The sequence below is a fragment of the Microbacterium phyllosphaerae genome, assembly GCF_050628115.1.
GTDB classification, from domain to species: Bacteria; Actinomycetota; Actinomycetes; order Actinomycetales; family Microbacteriaceae; genus Microbacterium; species Microbacterium phyllosphaerae_A.
The window spans coordinates 1,682,220-1,701,298 of sequence record NZ_CP192502.1 but is presented as its reverse complement, the minus strand read 5'-3'; the positions used below and the strand labels follow the sequence as shown (position 1 = coordinate 1,701,298).

The following is a 19,079-nucleotide window of genomic DNA, read 5'->3' as shown; positions in this document are numbered from 1 at the left end:
GCGTCCTTGCATCTCCCCTTTCGAGTCGCGCACTTTGCAGTTTCCGGGGTGCGACTTCTGCAAAGTGCGCGATTCGACCATGTTCCGGCGAGAAAAGTCCTTGCCTGATCCGAAGATCCGGTTGTAGAGTCTGAAACGTTTTACACACCTGAAACGTTTAAAGTAACGCTTCGGCCCTTCGATGATGAGGTTGATCATGGCACTCGCTGCTGACCAGGACTTGGCTCTCCACGCTCGCAACATCTCGCGCCGCTACGGTGCGGTCACCGCTCTCGCCGACGCCTCGCTCACCCTGCGCCGCGGCGAGGTCATGGGCCTCGTGGGCGACAACGGCGCCGGCAAGTCGACACTGCTGAAGGTGCTCTCCGGCGCCGTGATCCCTGACGGCGGCACGATCGAGGTCGAAGGCGAGCCCGTCGACTTCCGCCGCCCGACCGACGCCCTCGCCGCGGGGATCGAGACCGTCTACCAGGACCTCGCTCTCGTCGACACGATGTCGGCCGTGCAGAACGTCTACCTCGGCCGTGAAGAGCTGTCGACGAACCCGATCCTCAAGGCACTGAACATCGTGAACGATCGCGGCATGCGCGCACGGTCCCGCGAGGTGCTCGCCGAACTCGGCGTCGGCATCCAGTCGGTCAACGTCTCGGTCAAGGGCATGTCGGGCGGACAGCGCCAGTGCCTCGCGATCGCCCGCGCCCTGCTCTGGGGCCGCAGCATCGTGATCCTCGACGAGCCCACCGCCGCTCTCGGCGTGCGCGAGTCGCAGCAGGTGCTCGACCTGATCGGCCGCCTGCGCGAGCACGGCGTCAGCGTGATCCTCGTCAGCCACAACATGCAGCAGCTGCACACGGTCGCCGATCGGGTGACCGTGATGCGCCTCGGACGTTCGGTCGCCGTGCGCGACATCGCCGACGTCACCGCGCAGGACATCGTGGGCCTCATCACCGGCGCGATCCCCGCAGACGTGCCGACCCCGGAGGACACCGAGACACTCGTCAGCTGACGACGACCAGGCTTCACCACCCGCACCACCCGAACACCGCACCACCCGAACACATCCATTCAAGAGGAGCACTGCAATGACGCATCACTCATCCCGCACCGCCCTGCGCCTTCTGGGCGCGGGCGTCGCACTCGTCGCCGGCATCGCTATGGTCGGCTGCGCCGACCAGGCATCCGGCGGCTCAGGCTCAGGCGGAGACGACGACACCTTCACCCTCGGATTCGCCGTCGGCGGCCAGGCCGACGCCGATTGGCAGGACTACCAGGGCGACGTCGCCCAGGCGCTCGCCGAGCAGCGCGGCTGGAAGTACGTCGAGCTCAGCAACGACGGCGACGAGGCCACGGCCGTGAAGAACGCCGACCTCTTCGTGCAGCAGGGCGTCGACGCCGTGATGATGTTCAACGGACGCCCCGAGGCGAACCCGGTCATCGCGAAGAAGTACAAGGACGCCGACATCCCGGTGATCACGTTCGACATCGCCCAGGAGGGCTGGTACTTCGTCGGCATCGACAACGCCGCGGCCGGCACCGAGGGCGGCACGGCTCTCGGCGAGCTCGCCAAGAGCGAGTGGGACTGCGACGTCGACCTGGTCATCTCGGCGCAGGGCACCGCCGCCGGACAGATCGACACCTGGCGCACGGGCAATGCCGCGACCGCCATCGGCGAGGTCTGCCCCGACATCCCCGAAGACGCGTACGTCGCGTACGAGGCAGACGGCAACCTCACCACCTCGCTGCAGAACGCCCCCGGCGTCTTCGCCGCACACCCGGATGCCGAGAACATCCTCGTCGTCGGACTCAACGACCAGGCGGTCGTCGGCGCTCTGCAGGCGGCGACGCAGCTCGGCCGCGACGCGAACATCATGGGCTGGGGCCAGGACGGCGGCCTGATCACGGGCGACAACGTCGACCCGAACCTCGCCGGCAGCGTCATGTACTTCCTCGAGGGGTACGCGGCCTACGCGTTCGAGATCCTCGACGCGATCGCCGCCGGCGACGCGCCGGCCGTCAAGGACTCCGGTGACGACGCGGCCGTGAGCGTGCAGCCGTGCGCCGTGACGCAGGAGGAGGCCGCAGCGATCCCCGGCATCGAGGAGCGCGTCGCCGAGATCTCCCAGGCCGACGAGGGCACGACCCTCTACGACCTCTACTGCAAGAACTAACCGTTCCTCCCGGATCGGTCTCGAGAAGAACGAGACTCTCATGACGACTCCCACCCTCACGGCCGATCCGGCCGCCCCGCGTCCGAGCGCACGCACCACGCGCTCGGACGCGGGGACCCGCACCACGCTGCGGGATGCGCTGAGCATCGCCGCCGTCTGGTTCCTGCTCGCGGCGGCGACCACCATCGTCCGCCCCGACTTCCTCTCCAGCCAGTCCCTGCTCGCCATCACGTTCACGATGGCGATCTCGGGCGTCCTCTCGGTCGCGCAGGGCATCGTCGTCATCGGCGGCGGCCTGCTCGATCTCAGCCTCCCTGTCGCACTCGTGGTCAGCGCCTGGGCGACGGTCACCCTGCTCGGTGCGGGCATTCCCGACCTCATCGCCGTGCTCTGCGGCATCGCGGCCGGAGGCGCATGGGGCCTGCTGAACGGCCTCATCATCGTCTACGGCAAGCTCAACCCGATCATCGTGACCCTCGCCACCGGCTTCGGCGGCCTCGCGATCATGATGATCGGCTTCAAGTCGGCGCAGATCCCCTCGGGGTCGGCGCTGCGCGCCTTCGGCCTCGGTCAGTTCCTGGGGCTCCCGAACATCTTCTGGCCGATGCTCGCGATAGTGGTGCTCGCCGGGCTCGCCATCGCCTGGACGCGCTGGGGCCGTCGCCTCACCGCGGTCGGCGGCAACCCGCAGGCCGCCCGCGCTCGCGGTGTCTCCCTGCGTCGAGTGCGGCTGGCCACGTTCTCGGGGGCGGGCGCGGTCGCCGGCATCGCCGGAGTGCTGTTCGCCTCGGTGACGCCGAGTTTCACCCCCAACGCCGGCGCCAGCTACCAGCTCATCGTGATCGCCGCGGTGATCCTCGCGGGCATCAGCCTCTCGGGCGGCAAGGGCAATTTCCTGGTGCTGCTGCTCAGCGTCGGATTCCTCTCGACCATCCCGGTGTCGATCGCGTTCTTCGGGCTCCCCCCGGCATTCGCGCTGATCTTCCAGGGCGCACTGCTCATCATCGCCGTCGGCATCGACGGCTTCCGCATCAAGAGAGGTGCACGATGACCACGGCACTCGCCCCGGCTCCCGACGTCGAGTCGCCCCGGGCCCTCCCCCAGCTGCTCTCCTACCTCAAGGGACCCGTCGGCAGCATCGCCCTGATGCTCGCCGCCGTCGTCGTCATCGGCGCGATCTCGGTCGGCCCCGCCTTCTTCTCGGCATCGAACGTGCGCATCGTCGGCGTCGCCGTCGCGATCCCGCTCATCGTGGGTGTGCTCGCCTCGTTCGCACTGCTCGCCGGTGTGGTCGACCTGTCGATCGGCTCGATGGTGGGCTTCGGTGCCGTCGCCTTCAACCAGATCGTCGCCTCGGGCGTGAACCCATGGATCGCCGCGGGCATCACCGTCGTGCTCGGGGTCGTCGTCGGCTCGATCAACGCGTTCGTGATCGTGGGACTCGGCGCCGAACCGCTCGCGGTCACCCTGGGGATGCTGACGCTGCTGCGCGGCGTCTGCCAGGCGATCGTCGTGCAGGCCCCGCCGACCACCCTGATCGAACCGCTCTACGACGTCACCCAGGGCGCCACCTTCGGCATCCCGACTCTGCTGCTCATCGGCGTCGGCCTGACCCTGGTTGCGGCAGGCGTCGTCTCGAAGACCCGCATCGGACGCAAGATCCAGGCCGTCGGCGGCGACCCGCGGGCCGCACAGCGTGCGGGCATCTCGGTCGTGAAGGTGCGAACGGTCGCGCTCATCGTGAGCGCGGTCGGCGCGGCGATCGGCGGCATCTTCTACGTGGGGCAGCTCGGCTCGGCATCCAACATCCTCGGCACCGGGCTGGAGTTCCAGATCTACGCAGCGCTGATGATCGGCGGATACTCGATCACCCGCGGCGGTGTCGGCAATCCGATCGGCGCGCTTCTGGGTCTGCTGGTCGTGGCGGGCATCACGAACATCCTGAACGTCAGCTTCATCGACCCCGACTACCTCGACCTCATCGTCGCGGTGATCCTGCTGGCCGCGGTGCTCGTCGACCGCTTCCGCGGTGGGGACGCCTTCGAATGAGTGCGCATCCATCGACCGCCCTCGCGACGAGGACGCTCGGCCGCACCGGCCTGTCGGTCTCGCCGATCTGCATCGGCACCGCCGCCTGGGGCGTCTCCTCTCCCGTGCACGGGCTGACGGTGCCGGAGGAGGATGCGGTGCAGCTCACGCTCGCAGCCTTCGAGAGCCCCGTCACCTTCATCGACACCTCGAACAACTACGGCGACGGCGAGAGCGAGCGCCGCATCGGCCTGGCCGTTCGCCGGGCGGGAGGGCTGCCCGACGGCTTCGTGATCCAGACGAAGCTCGACCGCGACCCCGAGACCGACTCGTTCGACCCGGACCGCATGCGCCGGTCGCTCGATGAGAGCCTCGAACGACTCGGCATCGACCGGGTGCCCGTGCTGCACCTGCACGACCCCGAGCACATCGGCTTCGAGGCCGCGATGGCACCGGGCGGCCCCGTCGAGGTGCTGCGGGCACTGCGCGACGAGGGCTACGCCGACTTCATCGGCATCTCGGGAGGGCCGGCACGGATGCTGACGCAGTTCGTCGAGACCGGCGTCTTCGACGTGCTGATCACGCACAACCGCGCGACGCTCGTCGACCGCACCGCCGACGCCCTGCTCGACGCCGCCGCCGCGGCCGACATCGGCGTCGTGAACGCGGCGGTCTACGGCGGCGGCATCCTGGCGAACTGGCCGCGCACCTCTGACCGCTATCACTACGCCACGGCGTCGACCGAGATGCTCTCGGCGATCGACGCGATGGGGGCGGCGTGCGAACGCCAGGGCATTCCCCTGATCGTCGCCGCACTGCAGAGCTCGCTGCGCGATCCCCGCATCCATTCGACCGTGTGCGGACTGGTCACCCCGGCACAGCTCGACCAGACTGTCGGCATGGCCGAGACCGTCGTCCCCGACGCGCTCTGGGAAGAGCTCGAGGCCCTGCGCCCGTCGAAGGAGACCTGGATCGATGACTGACCGCCCGGCCCTGATCGTCACCGGAGTCGGTGCGCACGCCGATCCCTGGCACGGTCTCGCAGCCACCAGCACGGCCCTCGCCGGAATGCTCGCCGAGCGGATGCCGGTGCGCCACCTCGACACCGACGAGATCGCGAACGGTGCGACGCTGACGGGTGCCGCACTGATCGTCGTGAACATCAGCGGAGATCTCGCGACGGATGCCGCGCCGGCGAGCGCGGTGCTCGATCCGCTGCTCGACGCCGTTGCTGCCGGCATCCCGCTGCTCGCTGTGCACTCCTCATCGCTCGCCTTCCGTGATGACCCCCGCTGGGCGGAGCTGCTCGGCGGGCGTTGGGTGCCGGGGTCGACCATGCATCCGCAGATCGGATGGAGCCTGGTGCAGCCGACCGCACCGCTCGCGCCGTTCCGGGTGTACGACGAGAGGTACTCGCATCTCGAGGTCGACGACGGCTCCGCGCTGCGCGCGATCCACACCGACGACGGCATCACCCACGCCCTCGCCTGGTCGCGCCGCGGAGCCGACGGTCACGGCGGTGCGGCGTACTCGGCGCTCGGCCACGGGGTCGAGGCCTATCGTTCGGCGGGGACGCGCGCGCTCCTCCATGCGCTGATCGGCGAACTGCTCGGAACCACGCACACTGCGATCGAGACGCCCGACGCCTCCGCGGCGTCGCGCGACCTCGAGGCCGCCGCGCTCGACTACGAACTCATCGCGCTGGCGCCGCACGGCTCCGAGATCGCCACGACGGGGTTCGCCGATCGCTTCGACGACGGCGAACTGCTGGCCTCCGGCTACCTTCTTCTCGAGCGTCTGCCCACCGGCTGCGCCCTGCACAGCCACGGACGAGAGGTCGGCCGTGTCGCCTCCGTCGACGGAGGGCTGCGCGTCGACCTGCCCGGTGCCGAGATCGATGGACGGATGCTGCGCGCAGCCGACGCCGGCATCGCGCTCATCGCAGAATCGGGCGAGTGGCAGAGCGACGGTGCGGGATCTGCGATCCTGCTCGGAGAGGACTGGCGCGTCGTCGTGGTGCACGGCCCGGCGCCCGTCAAGCTCGACAACCGCGTCCGACTGCTCGACGACCTGCGAGCAGTGCGAGAGACGCAGAGGGAGCAGAATGCCTGACATCGGCCTGCGTGACGTCGCCGAACGAGCGGGCGTCTCGATCGGCACCGTCTCGAACGCATTGAACCGACCGGAGCTCGTCTCGGAGTCCGCCGCCGCCCGCGTCGCCCAGGCCGTGGACGAGCTGGGCTACGTGCCCAACATCGCCGCGCGCCAGCTCAAGGCGGGTCGCAGCGACGCGATCGGCTTCTCGGTGATCAACATCACCAACCCGTTCTTCGCCGACCTCGCGTTCGGCGCCGAAGAGCAGGCGCTGACCGCCGGCTACTCAGTGATCGTCGGCAACGGGTTCGACTCGGCCGAGCGCGAATCGCGCTACCTCGACCTGTTCGAGCGGCAGCGGGTCGACGGGGTGCTCATCGCCCCGGTCGAGTACCACGAGGAGTATCTCGAGCGCTTTCGCCGCAGGGGCGTGCCCGTCGTGCTCGTCGACCAACGGCATCCGCGAGGGGAGTTCTCGTCGGTCTCGGTCGACAACCGCCTCGGTGGCCGCATCGCGGCGCAGGCGCTGCTCGACGGCGGATGCCGGCACCTGGCCTTCGTCGGCGGGCCCCGGTCACGAGAGCAGATGAACGAGCGCCTCGCCGGGTTGCACGAGGTCGCCGACGCCGCGGGCGTGCGCACCACGCTGATCGAGACCACCACGCTGAACACCGGCCTCGGCCGCGAGATCGGCGAGCAGATCGCCGATCTGCCCACGGCCGAGCGCCCCGACGGCATCTTCGCCGGTAACGACCACCTCGCCCTCGGACTGCTGCAGGGCCTCGTCGGACGCGGCCTCAGGGTGCCCGAAGACATCTCGCTCGTCGGCTACGACGACATCGAGTTCGCCGGCGCCGCCGTCGTGCCCCTCACATCCGTTCGCCAACCCGCCCGAGAGATGGGCGCGCGGGCCGTCGAGCTGCTCATGCACCACCTCGCGGGATCCGACGATCCGATCGAAGCCCGCTTCATGCCCGAACTCGTCGTGCGGGCCTCGACCCGCTCTCTCTGACCTTCCCACCCACCCCGGTCATCGCGACCACCGACCCAGGAGATCCATGCATTACGGCGCCGACTACAACCCCGAGCAGTGGCCACGAGAGGTGTGGCCCGAAGACGTGCGGCTCATGCGCGAAGCGGGTGTGACTCTCGTGAGCCTCGGGATCTTCTCGTGGTCGCGGATCCAGCCCGCCGAGGGCGAGTTCGACTGGGAATGGCTCGACGAGATCATCGGGCTGCTGCACGAGGGCGATATCCAGGTCGACCTCGCGACCGCGACCGCATCCCCTCCCCCGTGGGCCTCCGCCGCGTATCCGGAGATGCTGCCGCAGGACGCCGACGGCTCGACCTTCTGGCCGGGCAGTCGCCAGGCGTACGCGCCTGCCTCGCCCGTCTACCGTCGCCTCGCGTCGGAGCTCGTGACGGCCCTCGCGGAGCGCTATGCGCAGCATCCGGCGGTCGTGCTCTGGCACGTCAACAACGAATACGGATGCCACCTGCACTACGACTACTCCGATGCGGCGCGCGATGCATTCCGCGTGTGGCTCGAGCGCAAGTACTCGACCATCGACGCCCTCAACCACGCCTGGGGCACCGACTTCTGGTCGCAGCGGTACACCGCGTTCGACCAGATCGTGCCGCCGCGCAAGGCGCCGTACAGCATCAACCCGACCAGCGTGCTCGACTTCAAGCGATTCACCTCCGACACACTGCTGGAGCTCTACGTGATGGAGCGCGACATCATCCGCGCCTCCGGGGCGACGCAGCCGATCACCACGAACTTCATGGGTGCGTTCCCGCCGGCCGACTACTGGAAGTGGGCGGACGAGGTCGACGTGATCTGCGACGACAACTATCCCGACCCCAACGACCCCGAGTCGTTCCGCGGAGCGGCCTTCGCGCGCGAGCTCATGCGCGGGCTCAAGCCGGGCGTGCCGTGGATCCTCACCGAGCAGTCGACCAACGCACTGAACTGGCGTCCGACCAATGCGCCGAAGGCGCCGGGACAGATGGCGGCGATCAGCGCCCAGGCGGTCGGGCGCGGTGCCGACGGCATCATGTTCTTCCAGTGGCGGCAGTCGCGCCGCGGCAGCGAGAAGTTCCACTCGGCGATGGTGCCGCAGGCAGGGCTCGACACCCGCACCTGGCGGGAGGTCACAGAGCTAGGCGGCCAGCTCGCCCAGCTGCCCGACCTGCCGGACGTGACCTCGGGAGCGAAGATCGCGCTCGTGTTCGACTGGGAGAACTGGTGGGCCATCGACGGTCGCGACCACCCGATCGTGCTCGACTACCTCACGCTCTCGCACCGCTGGCACGCGGCGCTGCACCGGCAGAACCTCGCCGTCGACATCGTGAACACGACCAGCGATCTCAGCGCCTACTCGCTCGTCGTGGCACCGCAGCAGTACCTCCTCGGCGACGAGGGCGCGGCCAACCTCACGTCCTATGTGCGCCAGGGTGGCAACCTCTTCGTCTCGGCATTCAGCGACGTCGTCGACCAGGACGACGCGTTCCGCGACGGCGGGTTCATCGTCTCGCTGCGTGACGCGCTCGGTGTGGCGCTCGAGGACTTCGGGGCCCTCGTTCCCCCCGAGTCCGTGCGCTCGGCCGACTCGGCCGGCGAGATCGCGAGCCACGCGGTGCCCGACGGCCCCGGCCAGTCGGAGGCTCCGCTCGACGGGCCCGCCGGCCGGATCGTCGGACAGTACTTCGCCGAGGAGCTGCTCGTGCAGGATGCCGAGGTGCTCGGTCGTTTCACCGAGGGGCGCACCGAGGGTCGAGCCGCGTTCACGCGCAAGGACTTCGGCGCAGGTCACGGCTACTACCTCGCGACCATTCCCGATGATGCGGGCATGACCGCCGTGCTGGGCTGGCTCGCTGCCGAGGCCGGGGTGACCGCCGAGATCGAGGGGCTGCCCGAGCACGTCGAGATCGCCCGTCGCGGCAGCATCCTCACCGTCATCAACCACAGCGCCGAGCCGTTCGCCGTCGAGGTGGCCGGTGCCGATGTGCTCACCGGCTCGACGCACGCGCGCCGCGAGCTCGGCGCCTACGGATGGGCGTTCGTCGACACGAGCGCTCCGCAGGACTCGCAGGACTCGCACGATTCGCACGATTCGCACGATTCGCAGAAGGAGAACAGCTGATGCAGTACACACGTCTCGGACGAGCCGGCGCCCGAGTGAGCCGCTTGGCGCTCGGCACCATGAACTTCGGTCCCGTGATCGATGAGGAGGCCTCGCGCGCCATCCTGGATCGCGCGATCGAGGCCGGTATCGACTTCATCGACACCGCCGATGTCTACGGCGGCGGCCGCTGGGGCGACCACCCCGGGCAGTCGGAGGAGATCCTCGGGCGCTGGATGAAGGACCGCGGCAATCGCGACGACCTGATCGTCGCGACCAAGGTGTTCGGCGTGATGGGGCCCCGATCGAACGATCGCGGACTGTCGGCCGTGCACATCCGCGCATCGGTCGATGCCTCGCTCCGTCGCCTCGGAACCGACCACATCGACCTGTACCAGATGCATCACATCGACCGCGATGTGCCGCTCGACGAGACGCTCAGCGCTTTCGAGACGCTGCGCGAGCAGGGCAAGATCACCTATCTCGGCAGCTCGAACTTCGCCGGGTGGCACCTCGCGCGCGTGCACGAGATCGCCGCGGCATCCGGCTATCCGGCCCCGGTGACCGAGCAGTCGCTGTACAACCTCACCGAGCGCACGGTCGAGCTCGAGGTCGTGCCGGCCGCGGAGCAGTACGGCATGGGTCTGCTGCCCTGGTCGCCGCTCGCCAGCGGGCAGCTCGGCGGCGTCCTGCAGAAGACCGACCGCTCGCGGTCGAGCCTCGACGCCCTCGGCGCGCGGCGCCCCGCGATCGAACGCTACGAGGAGTTCTGCGCCGAGCTCGGCATCCGCCCCGGTGTGGTCGCGATCGCGTGGCTGCTGCACCAGCCGGCCGTGACCGCCCCGGTGATCGGCCCGCGCACGATCGATCAGCTCGACTCGGCGGTCGAGGCGCTCGACGTGATGCTCGACGCCGAGACGCTCGCCGAGCTCGACCGCATCTGGCCCGGGCCCGGCGGCACAGCCCCCGAGGCGTACGCCTGGTAGGACGCGCGATCCGGCCGCGTGTTCGCCACCCGTTCACCGTCCGGACATCTCGACCGACTACAAATGCAGATGCGCGGACACAGACTCAGACCGGATCGGGTAGTCACGTCTTCCGCGCACCACGGTGAGCATCTGCTCCCGAAAGACCCCCGCCGAATCGGGTCGGCGGGGGTCTTCTCTACCCCCCTCCCCCCTCCTCCCCTCCTCCCCTCCTCCCCTCCCGTTCGAGTCGCGCACTTTGCAGTTTTCGGCCGGCGATTCGGGCCAAGTGCGCGATTCGAAGCCAGCGGAACCGCCCGGGGTTGTGGACAACGGCATCCGTCGAGCGCCGCGACATGCCACCGTGTCGACCATGACGCCGCGAGACGACCTTCCTGACGAGTTCATCGGCACCGGTTTCTCGGTGCACATCGCACGGTTGCACGGCGTGAGCCGCAGTCGCCTGCGTGGTGTCGACCTCGAGGCACCGTTCTTCGGCGTGCGCGCGCCCGCCCGAAGCGTGCCGACGTTCGACGATGTCGAGGATCCGTACGAACGACAGCGCCGCGCGCGGGTACATCGCGCACATGCCTACGCGCCGCGGCTGCACACCGGTCATTTCTTCAGCCATCACACGGCTGCGTCCGTCTGGGGCGCACCGCTGCCTCTCGAATTCGCCGAAGACGACACGATCACCGGGTACAGCGACCTCCACCTGCACGTCAGCGCCGCCGGTCACACGCCCTTCCCCCGTGCGGCCGGCACCGTCGGCCACCGGACGCTGGCGAGCATGACGGAGGTCACCGTGCACGACGGCCTGCGCGTCACCTCGCCCGCCGCGACCTGGGCGTCGCTCGGAGGACTTCCGCTGTTCGACATCGTCGCGATCGGGGATCACATGTGTCGCGTATGGCGTGACGGACGGGGCAGGCCGACACCCGGGCGCACACCCCTCTCGACGCGCGAGGGTCTGCGGACGATGCTGGACGCAGGGCGAAGGCGCGGAGCCGCACGTCTCAGAGACGCCCTCGAACTGGTCCGCGAGGACTCCTGGTCTCCTCGCGAGACGCGGGTGCGTTGCATCCTGGTCGCCGGCGGGCTGCCTGAGCCAGAGCTCAACGTCGACCTCTACGACGAGGCTGGGCGCTTCCTCGCGTGCGTCGACATGGCATACCGGGAAGCACGCGTCATCATCGAGTACCTCGGCATGCTGCATGGGGAACGATGGGCGGCCGATGTCGAGCGCCTCGCGCGCCTCCGCGCCGCGGGGTGGGTCGTCATCGAGGTCACCTCACCGCTTCTGCGTCGGCGGACGGAGCTCGTGCGTCGCGTATCTGAAGCTCTCGGAATCTGACGCTCGTTCGAATCGCGCACTTTGCAGTTCTCAGCCGGCGATTCCCACCAAGTGCGCGATTCGAACGGAGGCGTGGGGCTACAGCCGCTCGATGATCGTCGCGTTCGCCATGCCACCGCCCTCGCACATGGTCTGCAGGCCGAAGCGTCCGCCGACGGCCTCGAGCTGGTCGACGAGCGTTCCGAGCAGGCGCGTGCCCGACGAGCCGAGGGCGTGCCCGAGGGCGATCGCCCCTCCGCGCGGGTTGAGCTTGGCGGCATCCGCTCCGACCTCGGCCGCCCAGGCGAGCGGCACCGACGCGAAGGCCTCGTTGACCTCGTAGGCGTCGAGGTCGTCGATCGTGAGGCCGGTGCGTTCGAGGATGCGACGCGTCGCGGGGATCGGGCCCGTGAGCATCATGAGCGGGTCGTCTCCGACCACCGTGAACGCGTGGAATCTCGCCCGCGGCGTGAGCCCGAGGGCTTCGGCGCGCTCGGCGCTCATCAGCAACGCGGCGGATGCTCCGTCGGTGAGGGGCGAGGAGTTGCCGGGGGTGATGCGCCAATCGACGTCGGGGAAGCGCGCGGCGAGCGCATCCGTGCGGAACGCGGGCTGAAGTCCCGCGAGGCCCTCGGCGGTCGTCCCGGCGCGGACGGTCTCATCGGTCACGGCATCCGGAGCCTCCGCGACGGGGATGACCGTGCGGCCGAAGAACCCCTCGGTCCACGCGGCGGCGGCTCGACGGTGCGATTCTGCCGCATAGGCGTCGAGGGCTGCGCGATCGAGGTTCCAGCGCTGCGCGATCAACTCGGCCGAGACCCCCTGATTCACGAGACCCTCGGGGTAGCGCTCACGCAGTCGCGGCGACATCGGGCTTCCCCCGCCGGCGGACGACCCGAGAGGCACCCGGCTCATCGACTCGACCCCGCCGACGATGACCGCGTCGTACGCTCCGGCGATGATCCCCTGCGCGGCGAAATGCACGGCCTGCTGGCTCGACCCGCACTGCCGGTCGATCGTCGCCCCGGGGACCGACTCGTCGAACCCGGCAGCGAGCACGGCCTGCCTGGCGATGTTCGACGACTGGTCTCCCACCTGACTCACGCAGCCGAGCAGCACGTCGTCGATCTGGCGCGATTCGAGCCCGGAGCGCTCGAGGATCGCGGCGAGCGCTCCGGCCGCGAGATCGACCGGATGCACCCCAGACAGGGCACCACCCGGCTTGCCCCGCCCGACCGGGGTGCGGACGACATCGATCAGGACGGCTTCGCTGCGCGTGCTCATGCGTCCCATTCTCTCCCCCTCGTCGAGTTCGGGACGGATGCCGCTTCGCTGCCCTGCACCACCCTCGGCCACGCGCACCCGCGAAGGCCGAATTCCCGGCATCCGGCCTTCGCAGGCGCATTCGACCTTCCGAAGCAGCCGGCAGCCGGCACCCGGCACCCGGCACCCGGCATCCGGCACCCGGCATCCGGCATCCGGCCTCACACGCGCCATCAGAACCTCGGGATGTCGTCTTCGCGCGCCGCGAAAACGAACGGCGACCCCCGGCATCCGAAATACAATCGATCCAGCGCCCCCACCCTGGCGCATCCCCCACCGTCGAGGCGTCCGTGACCCGGGCGACCGCACTCTCCGAGGACCCACCATGTCCAGCGAACCCATCACCGTCTCCATCCGCCGCGAGGTCGACCCCGAGCATGTGGCCGCCGCCACCGCCTGGGTGCAGACCGGCGTGAATCTCGCCCATCGGTATCCGGGCTTCCTCGGCTCCGGCTGGGTGCGCGACGGCGAGGATTCGCACGTCTGGCACATGCTCTACCGCTTCACCGACGAGAAGTCGCTGATCGCCTGGGAGCAGTCGGGCGAGCGGGAGTGGTGGAAGTCGACGGGCGACCAGTTCGTGCGCAGCGAGCGCGTGAAGCGCCGCACGGGGATCGAGGGCTGGTTCGACGAGCCGACCACCGACACGATCACCCTGCCCCGCGCCGACGGCTCGACGACCACGGTCGCGATGGTCAGCACTCCCCCGCGGTGGAAGCAGGCGGTGTCGATCTGGCTCGGATTCTTCCCCGTCAACCTCGCCTTCACCTATGCGATGAGCCCTGTCCCTGGCTGGAACGAGCTGCCGATCTGGCTGCGGGTGCTCGCCACGACGGCGGTGCTCACCCCGATCATGGCTTACTGGGTGCTGCCGTTCGTCACGCGGTCGCTGCGCCGCTGGCTCACCCGCTGAGGCTCGGTCGCCTCTGCCGCCGCCGGGTGCCGCAGCTGTGCGGGGTCAATAACGCATCGGAATCGAGGGTTTCGGGTGCGCAACTGACCCCACACCGGGTTTCGGGTGCAGTACTGACCCCGCACCGGGTTACGGGTGCGCAACTGACCCCGCACCGGCGGCGGCAGTCCGGTTGCAGTTCGTGCCGCGCCTGCGTCGTACCGGCGGCACAAAGTGCGACCGGAACGATCGAGCCGCATCGCCAACGGCACGAACTGCGACCGCAAGCCCGGCGACACGCCCGGCGACACGCCCGGCGACGCGCCTCAGACCGCGGTGATACGCCAGGATGCCGCGTGCGCAGCTCCGGGTTCGAGCACGACGAGGTCCGTTCCCGAGTTGAACGCATCGGGCGGGCAGGTCATCGGCTCGACGGCGAGGCCGATGCGGTGGATCGCGTCGATCTCGGGGTTGTCGGCCGTGTGCACCTGCACCCACGGGCAGCGCTCGTCGAAGGTCATCGCGACGCCGGTTCCGGCATCCGTCACCAGGCGCACCTCGGCGACGCCTCCTTCACGGGCGAGGCCGGTGAAGGCGTGGTCGATGAACACGTCGGCGATCGGTCGCGCAGCGCGGAAGTCCCACTGCGGGTGCTCGGCCACACCCTCGAGCGCCACCGGGCTCAGCCGGTCGTCGGTCACGGTCAGCACCTCGGATGCCGGCAGGGTGAGCGTCCAGTCGTCCACCCGGCCGTCGGGGCCGGCGACGAGATAGGGATGCGGACCGGTGCCCCAGGGCGCAGCATCCGCCCCGAGGTTGTGCGCGGTGACGGTCTGACGAAGGCCGTCGGCGTCGATGTGGTACTCGGTCTCGACCTCGACGCGGAACGGGTATCCGGTCTGCGGCTCGATCACGGCCGCGAGCACGACCCGGTCGTCGAGCACGAGACGATCCTCGAACTCCGCCCACGCGAGCAGGCCGTGCAGCGCCTGGCCGCGGGCGGGTTCGGTGAGCGCGAGCTGATGCTCGGCGCCGCCGAAGGTGTAGCGACCGTCGACGATGCGGTTGGGCCACGGCGCCAGGGTGGTGCCGCGGTATCCGGGGCGCACCTCGTCGGCATCGAACGGCACGACCAGGTCGCGACCCTCGAACGTGAGCACACGCAGCGAGGCGCCGACACTCGCGATCACGGCCTCATAGCCGTGCCCGGCGATTCGCAGCTGACGTCCCGACCGCGGTCGCGCCACGGTCGCGAGATCGACCGCGGGCGCAGAATCCTGCGCCATCACAGCCCCTGCGCGAGTCGGTAGTAGGCCTGGTTCCAGCGGACCTGCTTCTGGAACTCGGGCAGCGTGGTCGCCTCGTCGATCACGAGCAGCTCGACCTCGGCCATCTCGGCGAAGTCGCGGAACGCCTCGAGCCCCACAGCCGTCGACATGACCGTGTGGTGCGCGGCACCCGCGGTGAGCCAGGCGGCGGCGGACGTGTTGAAGTCGGGCTGCGGCTTCCAGACGGCGCGGCCGACCGGGAGCTTCGGCAGAGACTGGCGCGGCGGCACGTTCTCGACGACGTTCGCGGTGAGGCGGAACCGGTCGCGCATGTCACTGAGCGCGACGACGATCGCGGGGCCGGGGTCGGCGGTGAAGACCAGGCGCACCGGGTCGTCCTTGCCACCGATGCCGAGCGGGTGGATCTCGAGCGTCGGCTTCGCGGTCGTGAGCGAGGGCGAGACCTCGAGCATGTGCGCCCCGAGGATCAGCTCGTCGCCGGGAGTCATGTCGTAGGTGTAGTCCTCCATGAGGCTCGCACCGCCGGGCAGCCCCGCACCCATGACGTTGGCGACGCGCACGAGGATCGCCGTCTTCCAGTCGCCCTCGGCGCCGAAGCCGTAGCCCTCGGCCATCAGGCGCTGCACCGCGAGACCCGGCAGCTGCTTCAGCGCGCCGAGGTCTTCGAACGAGGTGGTGAAGGCGCCGAAGCCGCCCTCCTCGAGGAACGTGCGCAGACCGATCTCGATCGCGGCTCCGTCGCGCAGCGACTGGTGGCGCTCTCCATCGCGGCGCAGCTCCGGCGCGACCTCGTAGAGCTCTTCGTACTCGGCCACGAGAGAGTCGATCTCGGAGTCGGATGCCGCGGCCACAGCATCCGCCAGATCGTTCACGCCCCACGTGTTGACCTGCACGCCGAAACGCAGCTCGGCCTCGGTCTTGTCGCCCTCGGTGACGGCGACGAAGCGCATGTTGTCGCCGAAGCGGGCGAGCTTGAGCGAACGGGATGCCGCGAGGCCTGCCGCCGCACGCTGCCAGGTCGCGATCTCCTGGCGCACCCGAGGGTCGCTCGCGTGACCCACGACGGTCTTGCGGGGCACGCCGAGACGCGTCTGGATGTAGCCGAACTCGCGGTCGCCGTGCGCCGCCTGGTTCAGGTTCATGAAGTCGAAGTCGATGTCGGCCCACGGCAGCTCGACGTTCGCCTGGGTGTGCAGGTGCGCGAGCGGCTTCTGCAGCGCGTCGAGACCGGCGATCCACATCTTCGCGGGGCTGAACGTGTGCATCCACGCGATCAGACCGATGACCCGGTCGTCGGCGTTGGCCTCGAGGGCTGTGCGCTTGATCGCCGCGGCATCCGTCAGCACCGGCTTCCAGACGATCGTCACCGGGACCTCTCCGGCCTCGTCGAGGATGCGGGCGATCTCCTGCGACTGCTCGGCGACCTGCGCGAGCGTCTCGGGGCCGTAGAGGTGCTGGCTGCCGGTGAGGAACCAGACCTCGTAGCCGTCGAGCGAGGTGGTGAGCGGGGTGCGGGGCATGAGAAGTCCTTCGGTGTTCCGGTCGGCGTGAAGAGTTCGCGGGGGGATCAGAGAGCGGTGGTCGCGGCGGCTTCGACGGCGAGGCCCGCGCGGTAGCGGTCGAGGTAGGCGGTGAAGCCGGCGACGTCGGCGGGGTCGGGGTCTGCGACCGCGAGGGATGCCGAGGCGAAGACGTCGCCGTCGAGGTACTCCCCGAGGGCCTGCGTGTCGGCGTGAGCGAGGTACGACGCGAGCACGGCGATGCCCCACGCTCCTCCCTCGGAGGCGAGTTCGCCCACTGCGACCGGAGCACCGAGGGCTCCGGCCAGGAAGCGCTGCGCGACCCCGGCGGTGCGGAACATGCCCCCGTGCGCGAACATGCGGTCGAGTTCGACACCCTCGGCGGCGAGCACCTGCATCCCGAGTGCGAGCGTGCCGAAGACGCCGTACAGCTGCGAGCGCATGAAGTTGGCGAGCGTGAAGGCGCTGTCGGGCGTGCGCACGAACAGCGGGCGCCCCTCGGTCAGGCCGGCGATCGGCTCGCCGGCGAGGTGGTTGTAGGCGAGCAGCCCGCCGGCATCCGCCTCGCCGTCGAGGGCCTCGCGGAAGAGCGCATCGAAGACGGCGTCGTCGCTCAGCGGCTGACCCGCCGCGGCAGAGAAGCGGGTGAAGAGACCCGCCCAGGCGGCCAGTTCGCTGGCGCCGTTGTTGCAGTGCACCATCGCGACGGCGTCGCCCGCGGGCGTCGTCACGAGGTCGAGTTCGTGATGCACCTCGGCCAGAGGGCGCTCGAGCACGACCATGGCGAAGATGCTCGTGCCCGCCGAGACGTTGCCGGTGCGCGGAGACACCGAGTTCGTCGCGACCATGCCGGTGCCGGCGTCGCCCTCGGGCGGGCAGAACGGGATGCCGGGCTGCAGAGCGCCCGTCGGATCGAGCAGGGCTGCGCCCTCTTGGGTGAGCGATCCGGCGGCGGCGCCCGCGGGCAGGACCTGGGGGAGCAGGTCTCGGGCCGGCGCGGGGAGGCGGTCGGTGGCGAGGGCGTCGTATGCCTGCAGCATCCGGTCGTCGTAGTCGCCGGTCGCCGAGTCGATCGGGAACATGCCCGACGCGTCGCCGACACCGAGCACACGCTCACCGGTGAGCTTCGCGTGGACGTATCCGGCGAGAGTGGTGACGAAGTCGAGCCGCGGTACGTGCTCTTCGCCGTCGACGACCGCCTGGTGCAGGTGCGCGATCGACCAGCGCAGCGGGATGTTCACACCGAGCAGGTCGGTCAGCTCGGCCGCCGCGACACCCGTGTTCGTGTTGCGCCAGGTGCGGAACGGCGTGAGCAGCTCGCCCTGCGTGTCGAACGCGAGGTAGCCGTGCATCATGGCCGAGATGCCGATCGCACCGAAGGTCTCGGGGCGCACGCCGTGGCGGTTCTCCGCATCGGCGACGAGCTCTGCGAACGCTGCCTGGAGGCCGGCCCAGACCTCGTCGATCGCGTACGTCCAGAGTCCGTGCTCGAGACGGTTCTCCCAGGCGAACGATCCGGTGGCGAGCACCTCGGTGGCGTTCGGACCGATCAGGCAGGCCTTGATGCGCGTCGAGCCGAGCTCGATGCCGAGGCTCGTGCGGCCGGCGGCGATGTCGTCGCGGGCGGTCGTGTCGCTGGCGCTGGTCGTGTCGCTCATCGTCGGGCGTCCGAGTTCTGTCCGTAGACGTTCTGGTAGCGGGTGAAGAGGCTGTCGATGGCCTCCTGCGGAATCGGGATCAGGGGCCCGGCCTCGCGGGCGTAGTGCACGGTGCGGGCGACGTCTTCGACCATGACGGCGGCCTTCACGGCATCCTTCGCGTCGACTCCGATGGTGAACGGGCCGTGGTTCTGCATGAGCACCGCGCGGCTGCGGTGACCGCTGAGGGTCTGCACGATGCCGCGGCCGATCGAGTCGTCGCCGATGATCGCGAACGGGCCGACCGGAATCGGTCCGCCGAACTCGTCGGCCATGGCCGTGATGACGCAGGGGATCTCCTCGCCGCGGGCGGCCCACGCGACGGCGAACGTCGAGTGCGTGTGCACGACGCCGCCCACCTCGGGCATGTGGCGATAGACGTAGGCGTGAGCCGCGGTGTCGCTCGAGGGCGCACGCTCACTGCCGGGGGTGCCGGGGATCACGGCGCCGTCGAGGTCGCACAGGATCATGTTCTCTGGGGCGAGGTCGTCGTAGCTGACACCGGAGGGCTTGATCACGAACAGGTCGGCGCCGGGCACTCGGCCCGAGACGTTGCCGCCGGTCCAGACGATGAGGTCGTAGCGGACCAGTTCGCCGTGCAGACGGGCGACGTCCTCGCGGAGGGCCTGGATGGACGCGTCGATC

General features: G+C 69.7%; 15 protein-coding genes and 1 pseudogene. 11 read left to right on the top strand and 5 right to left on the bottom strand.

What is annotated here, in order from left to right; all coding sequences use genetic code 11:
• Positions 1-271 precede the first annotated feature (271 nt).
• The 10 genes and pseudogenes from ACQ4LY_RS07890 to ACQ4LY_RS07845 form a co-directional block, all read left to right on the top strand.
• Positions 272-1,006: pseudogene (locus tag ACQ4LY_RS07890) on the top strand (ATP-binding cassette domain-containing protein); the annotation flags it as partial.
• A gap of 76 nt (positions 1,007-1,082) precedes the next feature.
• Entirely contained in the window at positions 1,083-2,168 is a 1,086-nt protein-coding gene (locus tag ACQ4LY_RS07885) for a sugar ABC transporter substrate-binding protein (protein WP_431075468.1), read from the top strand.
• Positions 2,169-2,208: 40 nt separating this feature from the next.
• Entirely contained in the window at positions 2,209-3,219 is a 1,011-nt protein-coding gene (locus tag ACQ4LY_RS07880) for an ABC transporter permease (protein ID WP_431075467.1), read from the top strand.
• Positions 3,216-4,217, top strand: coding sequence for an ABC transporter permease (locus ACQ4LY_RS07875; protein WP_431075466.1), 1,002 nt, complete (start codon positions 3,216-3,218; stop codon positions 4,215-4,217). The genes ACQ4LY_RS07880 and ACQ4LY_RS07875 overlap by 4 nt, the downstream gene beginning before the upstream one ends.
• Complete coding sequence (locus ACQ4LY_RS07870; RefSeq protein WP_431075465.1) at positions 4,214-5,179, top strand: aldo/keto reductase; 966 nt, start codon at positions 4,214-4,216, stop codon at positions 5,177-5,179. The genes ACQ4LY_RS07875 and ACQ4LY_RS07870 overlap by 4 nt, the downstream gene beginning before the upstream one ends.
• On the top strand, positions 5,172-6,308 hold the full coding sequence (locus tag ACQ4LY_RS07865) for a ThuA domain-containing protein (RefSeq protein WP_431075464.1): 1,137 nt from the start codon (positions 5,172-5,174) through the stop codon (positions 6,306-6,308). The genes ACQ4LY_RS07870 and ACQ4LY_RS07865 overlap by 8 nt, the downstream gene beginning before the upstream one ends.
• Positions 6,301-7,302: a LacI family DNA-binding transcriptional regulator gene (locus ACQ4LY_RS07860; protein WP_431075463.1), complete on the top strand. Its 1,002-nt coding sequence runs from the start codon at positions 6,301-6,303 to the stop codon at positions 7,300-7,302. The genes ACQ4LY_RS07865 and ACQ4LY_RS07860 overlap by 8 nt, the downstream gene beginning before the upstream one ends.
• Before the next feature lie 46 nt (positions 7,303-7,348).
• A complete protein-coding gene (locus ACQ4LY_RS07855; protein ID WP_431075462.1) occupies positions 7,349-9,436 on the top strand; it encodes a beta-galactosidase in 2,088 nt (695 codons plus the stop codon).
• A complete protein-coding gene (locus tag ACQ4LY_RS07850) occupies positions 9,436-10,401 on the top strand; it encodes an aldo/keto reductase (RefSeq protein WP_431075461.1) in 966 nt (321 codons plus the stop codon). The genes ACQ4LY_RS07855 and ACQ4LY_RS07850 overlap by 1 nt, the downstream gene beginning before the upstream one ends.
• Positions 10,402-10,753: 352 nt before the next feature.
• Positions 10,754-11,734 (top strand): endonuclease domain-containing protein, encoded by a 981-nt coding sequence (locus ACQ4LY_RS07845; RefSeq protein ID WP_431075460.1) that lies wholly within the window; start codon positions 10,754-10,756, stop codon positions 11,732-11,734.
• A 78-nt stretch (positions 11,735-11,812) separates the two neighbouring features.
• Here the strand turns inward: ACQ4LY_RS07845 and ACQ4LY_RS07840 are convergent, their stop codons facing one another.
• Positions 11,813-12,997 (bottom strand): thiolase family protein, encoded by a 1,185-nt coding sequence (locus tag ACQ4LY_RS07840; RefSeq protein ID WP_431075459.1) that lies wholly within the window; start codon positions 12,995-12,997, stop codon positions 11,813-11,815.
• A 364-nt stretch (positions 12,998-13,361) separates the two neighbouring features.
• Between ACQ4LY_RS07840 and ACQ4LY_RS07835 the strand changes: the two genes are divergently transcribed.
• Positions 13,362-13,949, top strand: coding sequence for an antibiotic biosynthesis monooxygenase (locus tag ACQ4LY_RS07835; RefSeq protein WP_056313942.1), 588 nt, complete (start codon positions 13,362-13,364; stop codon positions 13,947-13,949).
• Positions 13,950-14,254: 305 nt separating this feature from the next.
• Here the strand turns inward: ACQ4LY_RS07835 and ACQ4LY_RS07830 are convergent, their stop codons facing one another.
• The 4 genes from ACQ4LY_RS07830 to ACQ4LY_RS07815 are packed head-to-tail and all read right to left on the bottom strand — an operon-like array spanning position 14,255 to position 19,078.
• Positions 14,255-15,214 carry an aldose 1-epimerase family protein gene (locus tag ACQ4LY_RS07830; protein ID WP_431075457.1) on the bottom strand — a complete coding sequence of 320 codons (960 nt, stop codon included), beginning with the start codon at positions 15,212-15,214 and terminating at the stop codon, positions 14,255-14,257.
• On the bottom strand, positions 15,214-16,737 hold the full coding sequence (gene araA / locus ACQ4LY_RS07825) for an L-arabinose isomerase (protein ID WP_431075456.1): 1,524 nt from the start codon (positions 16,735-16,737) through the stop codon (positions 15,214-15,216). The genes ACQ4LY_RS07830 and araA overlap by 1 nt, the downstream gene beginning before the upstream one ends.
• Before the next feature lie 47 nt (positions 16,738-16,784).
• Positions 16,785-18,395 carry a xylulokinase gene (locus tag ACQ4LY_RS07820; RefSeq protein ID WP_431075455.1) on the bottom strand — a complete coding sequence of 537 codons (1,611 nt, stop codon included), beginning with the start codon at positions 18,393-18,395 and terminating at the stop codon, positions 16,785-16,787.
• Complete coding sequence (locus ACQ4LY_RS07815) at positions 18,392-19,078, bottom strand: L-ribulose-5-phosphate 4-epimerase (RefSeq protein ID WP_431075653.1); 687 nt, start codon at positions 19,076-19,078, stop codon at positions 18,392-18,394. Before ACQ4LY_RS07815 ends, ACQ4LY_RS07820 begins: the two co-directional genes overlap by 4 nt.
• Position 19,079 lies beyond the last annotated feature (1 nt).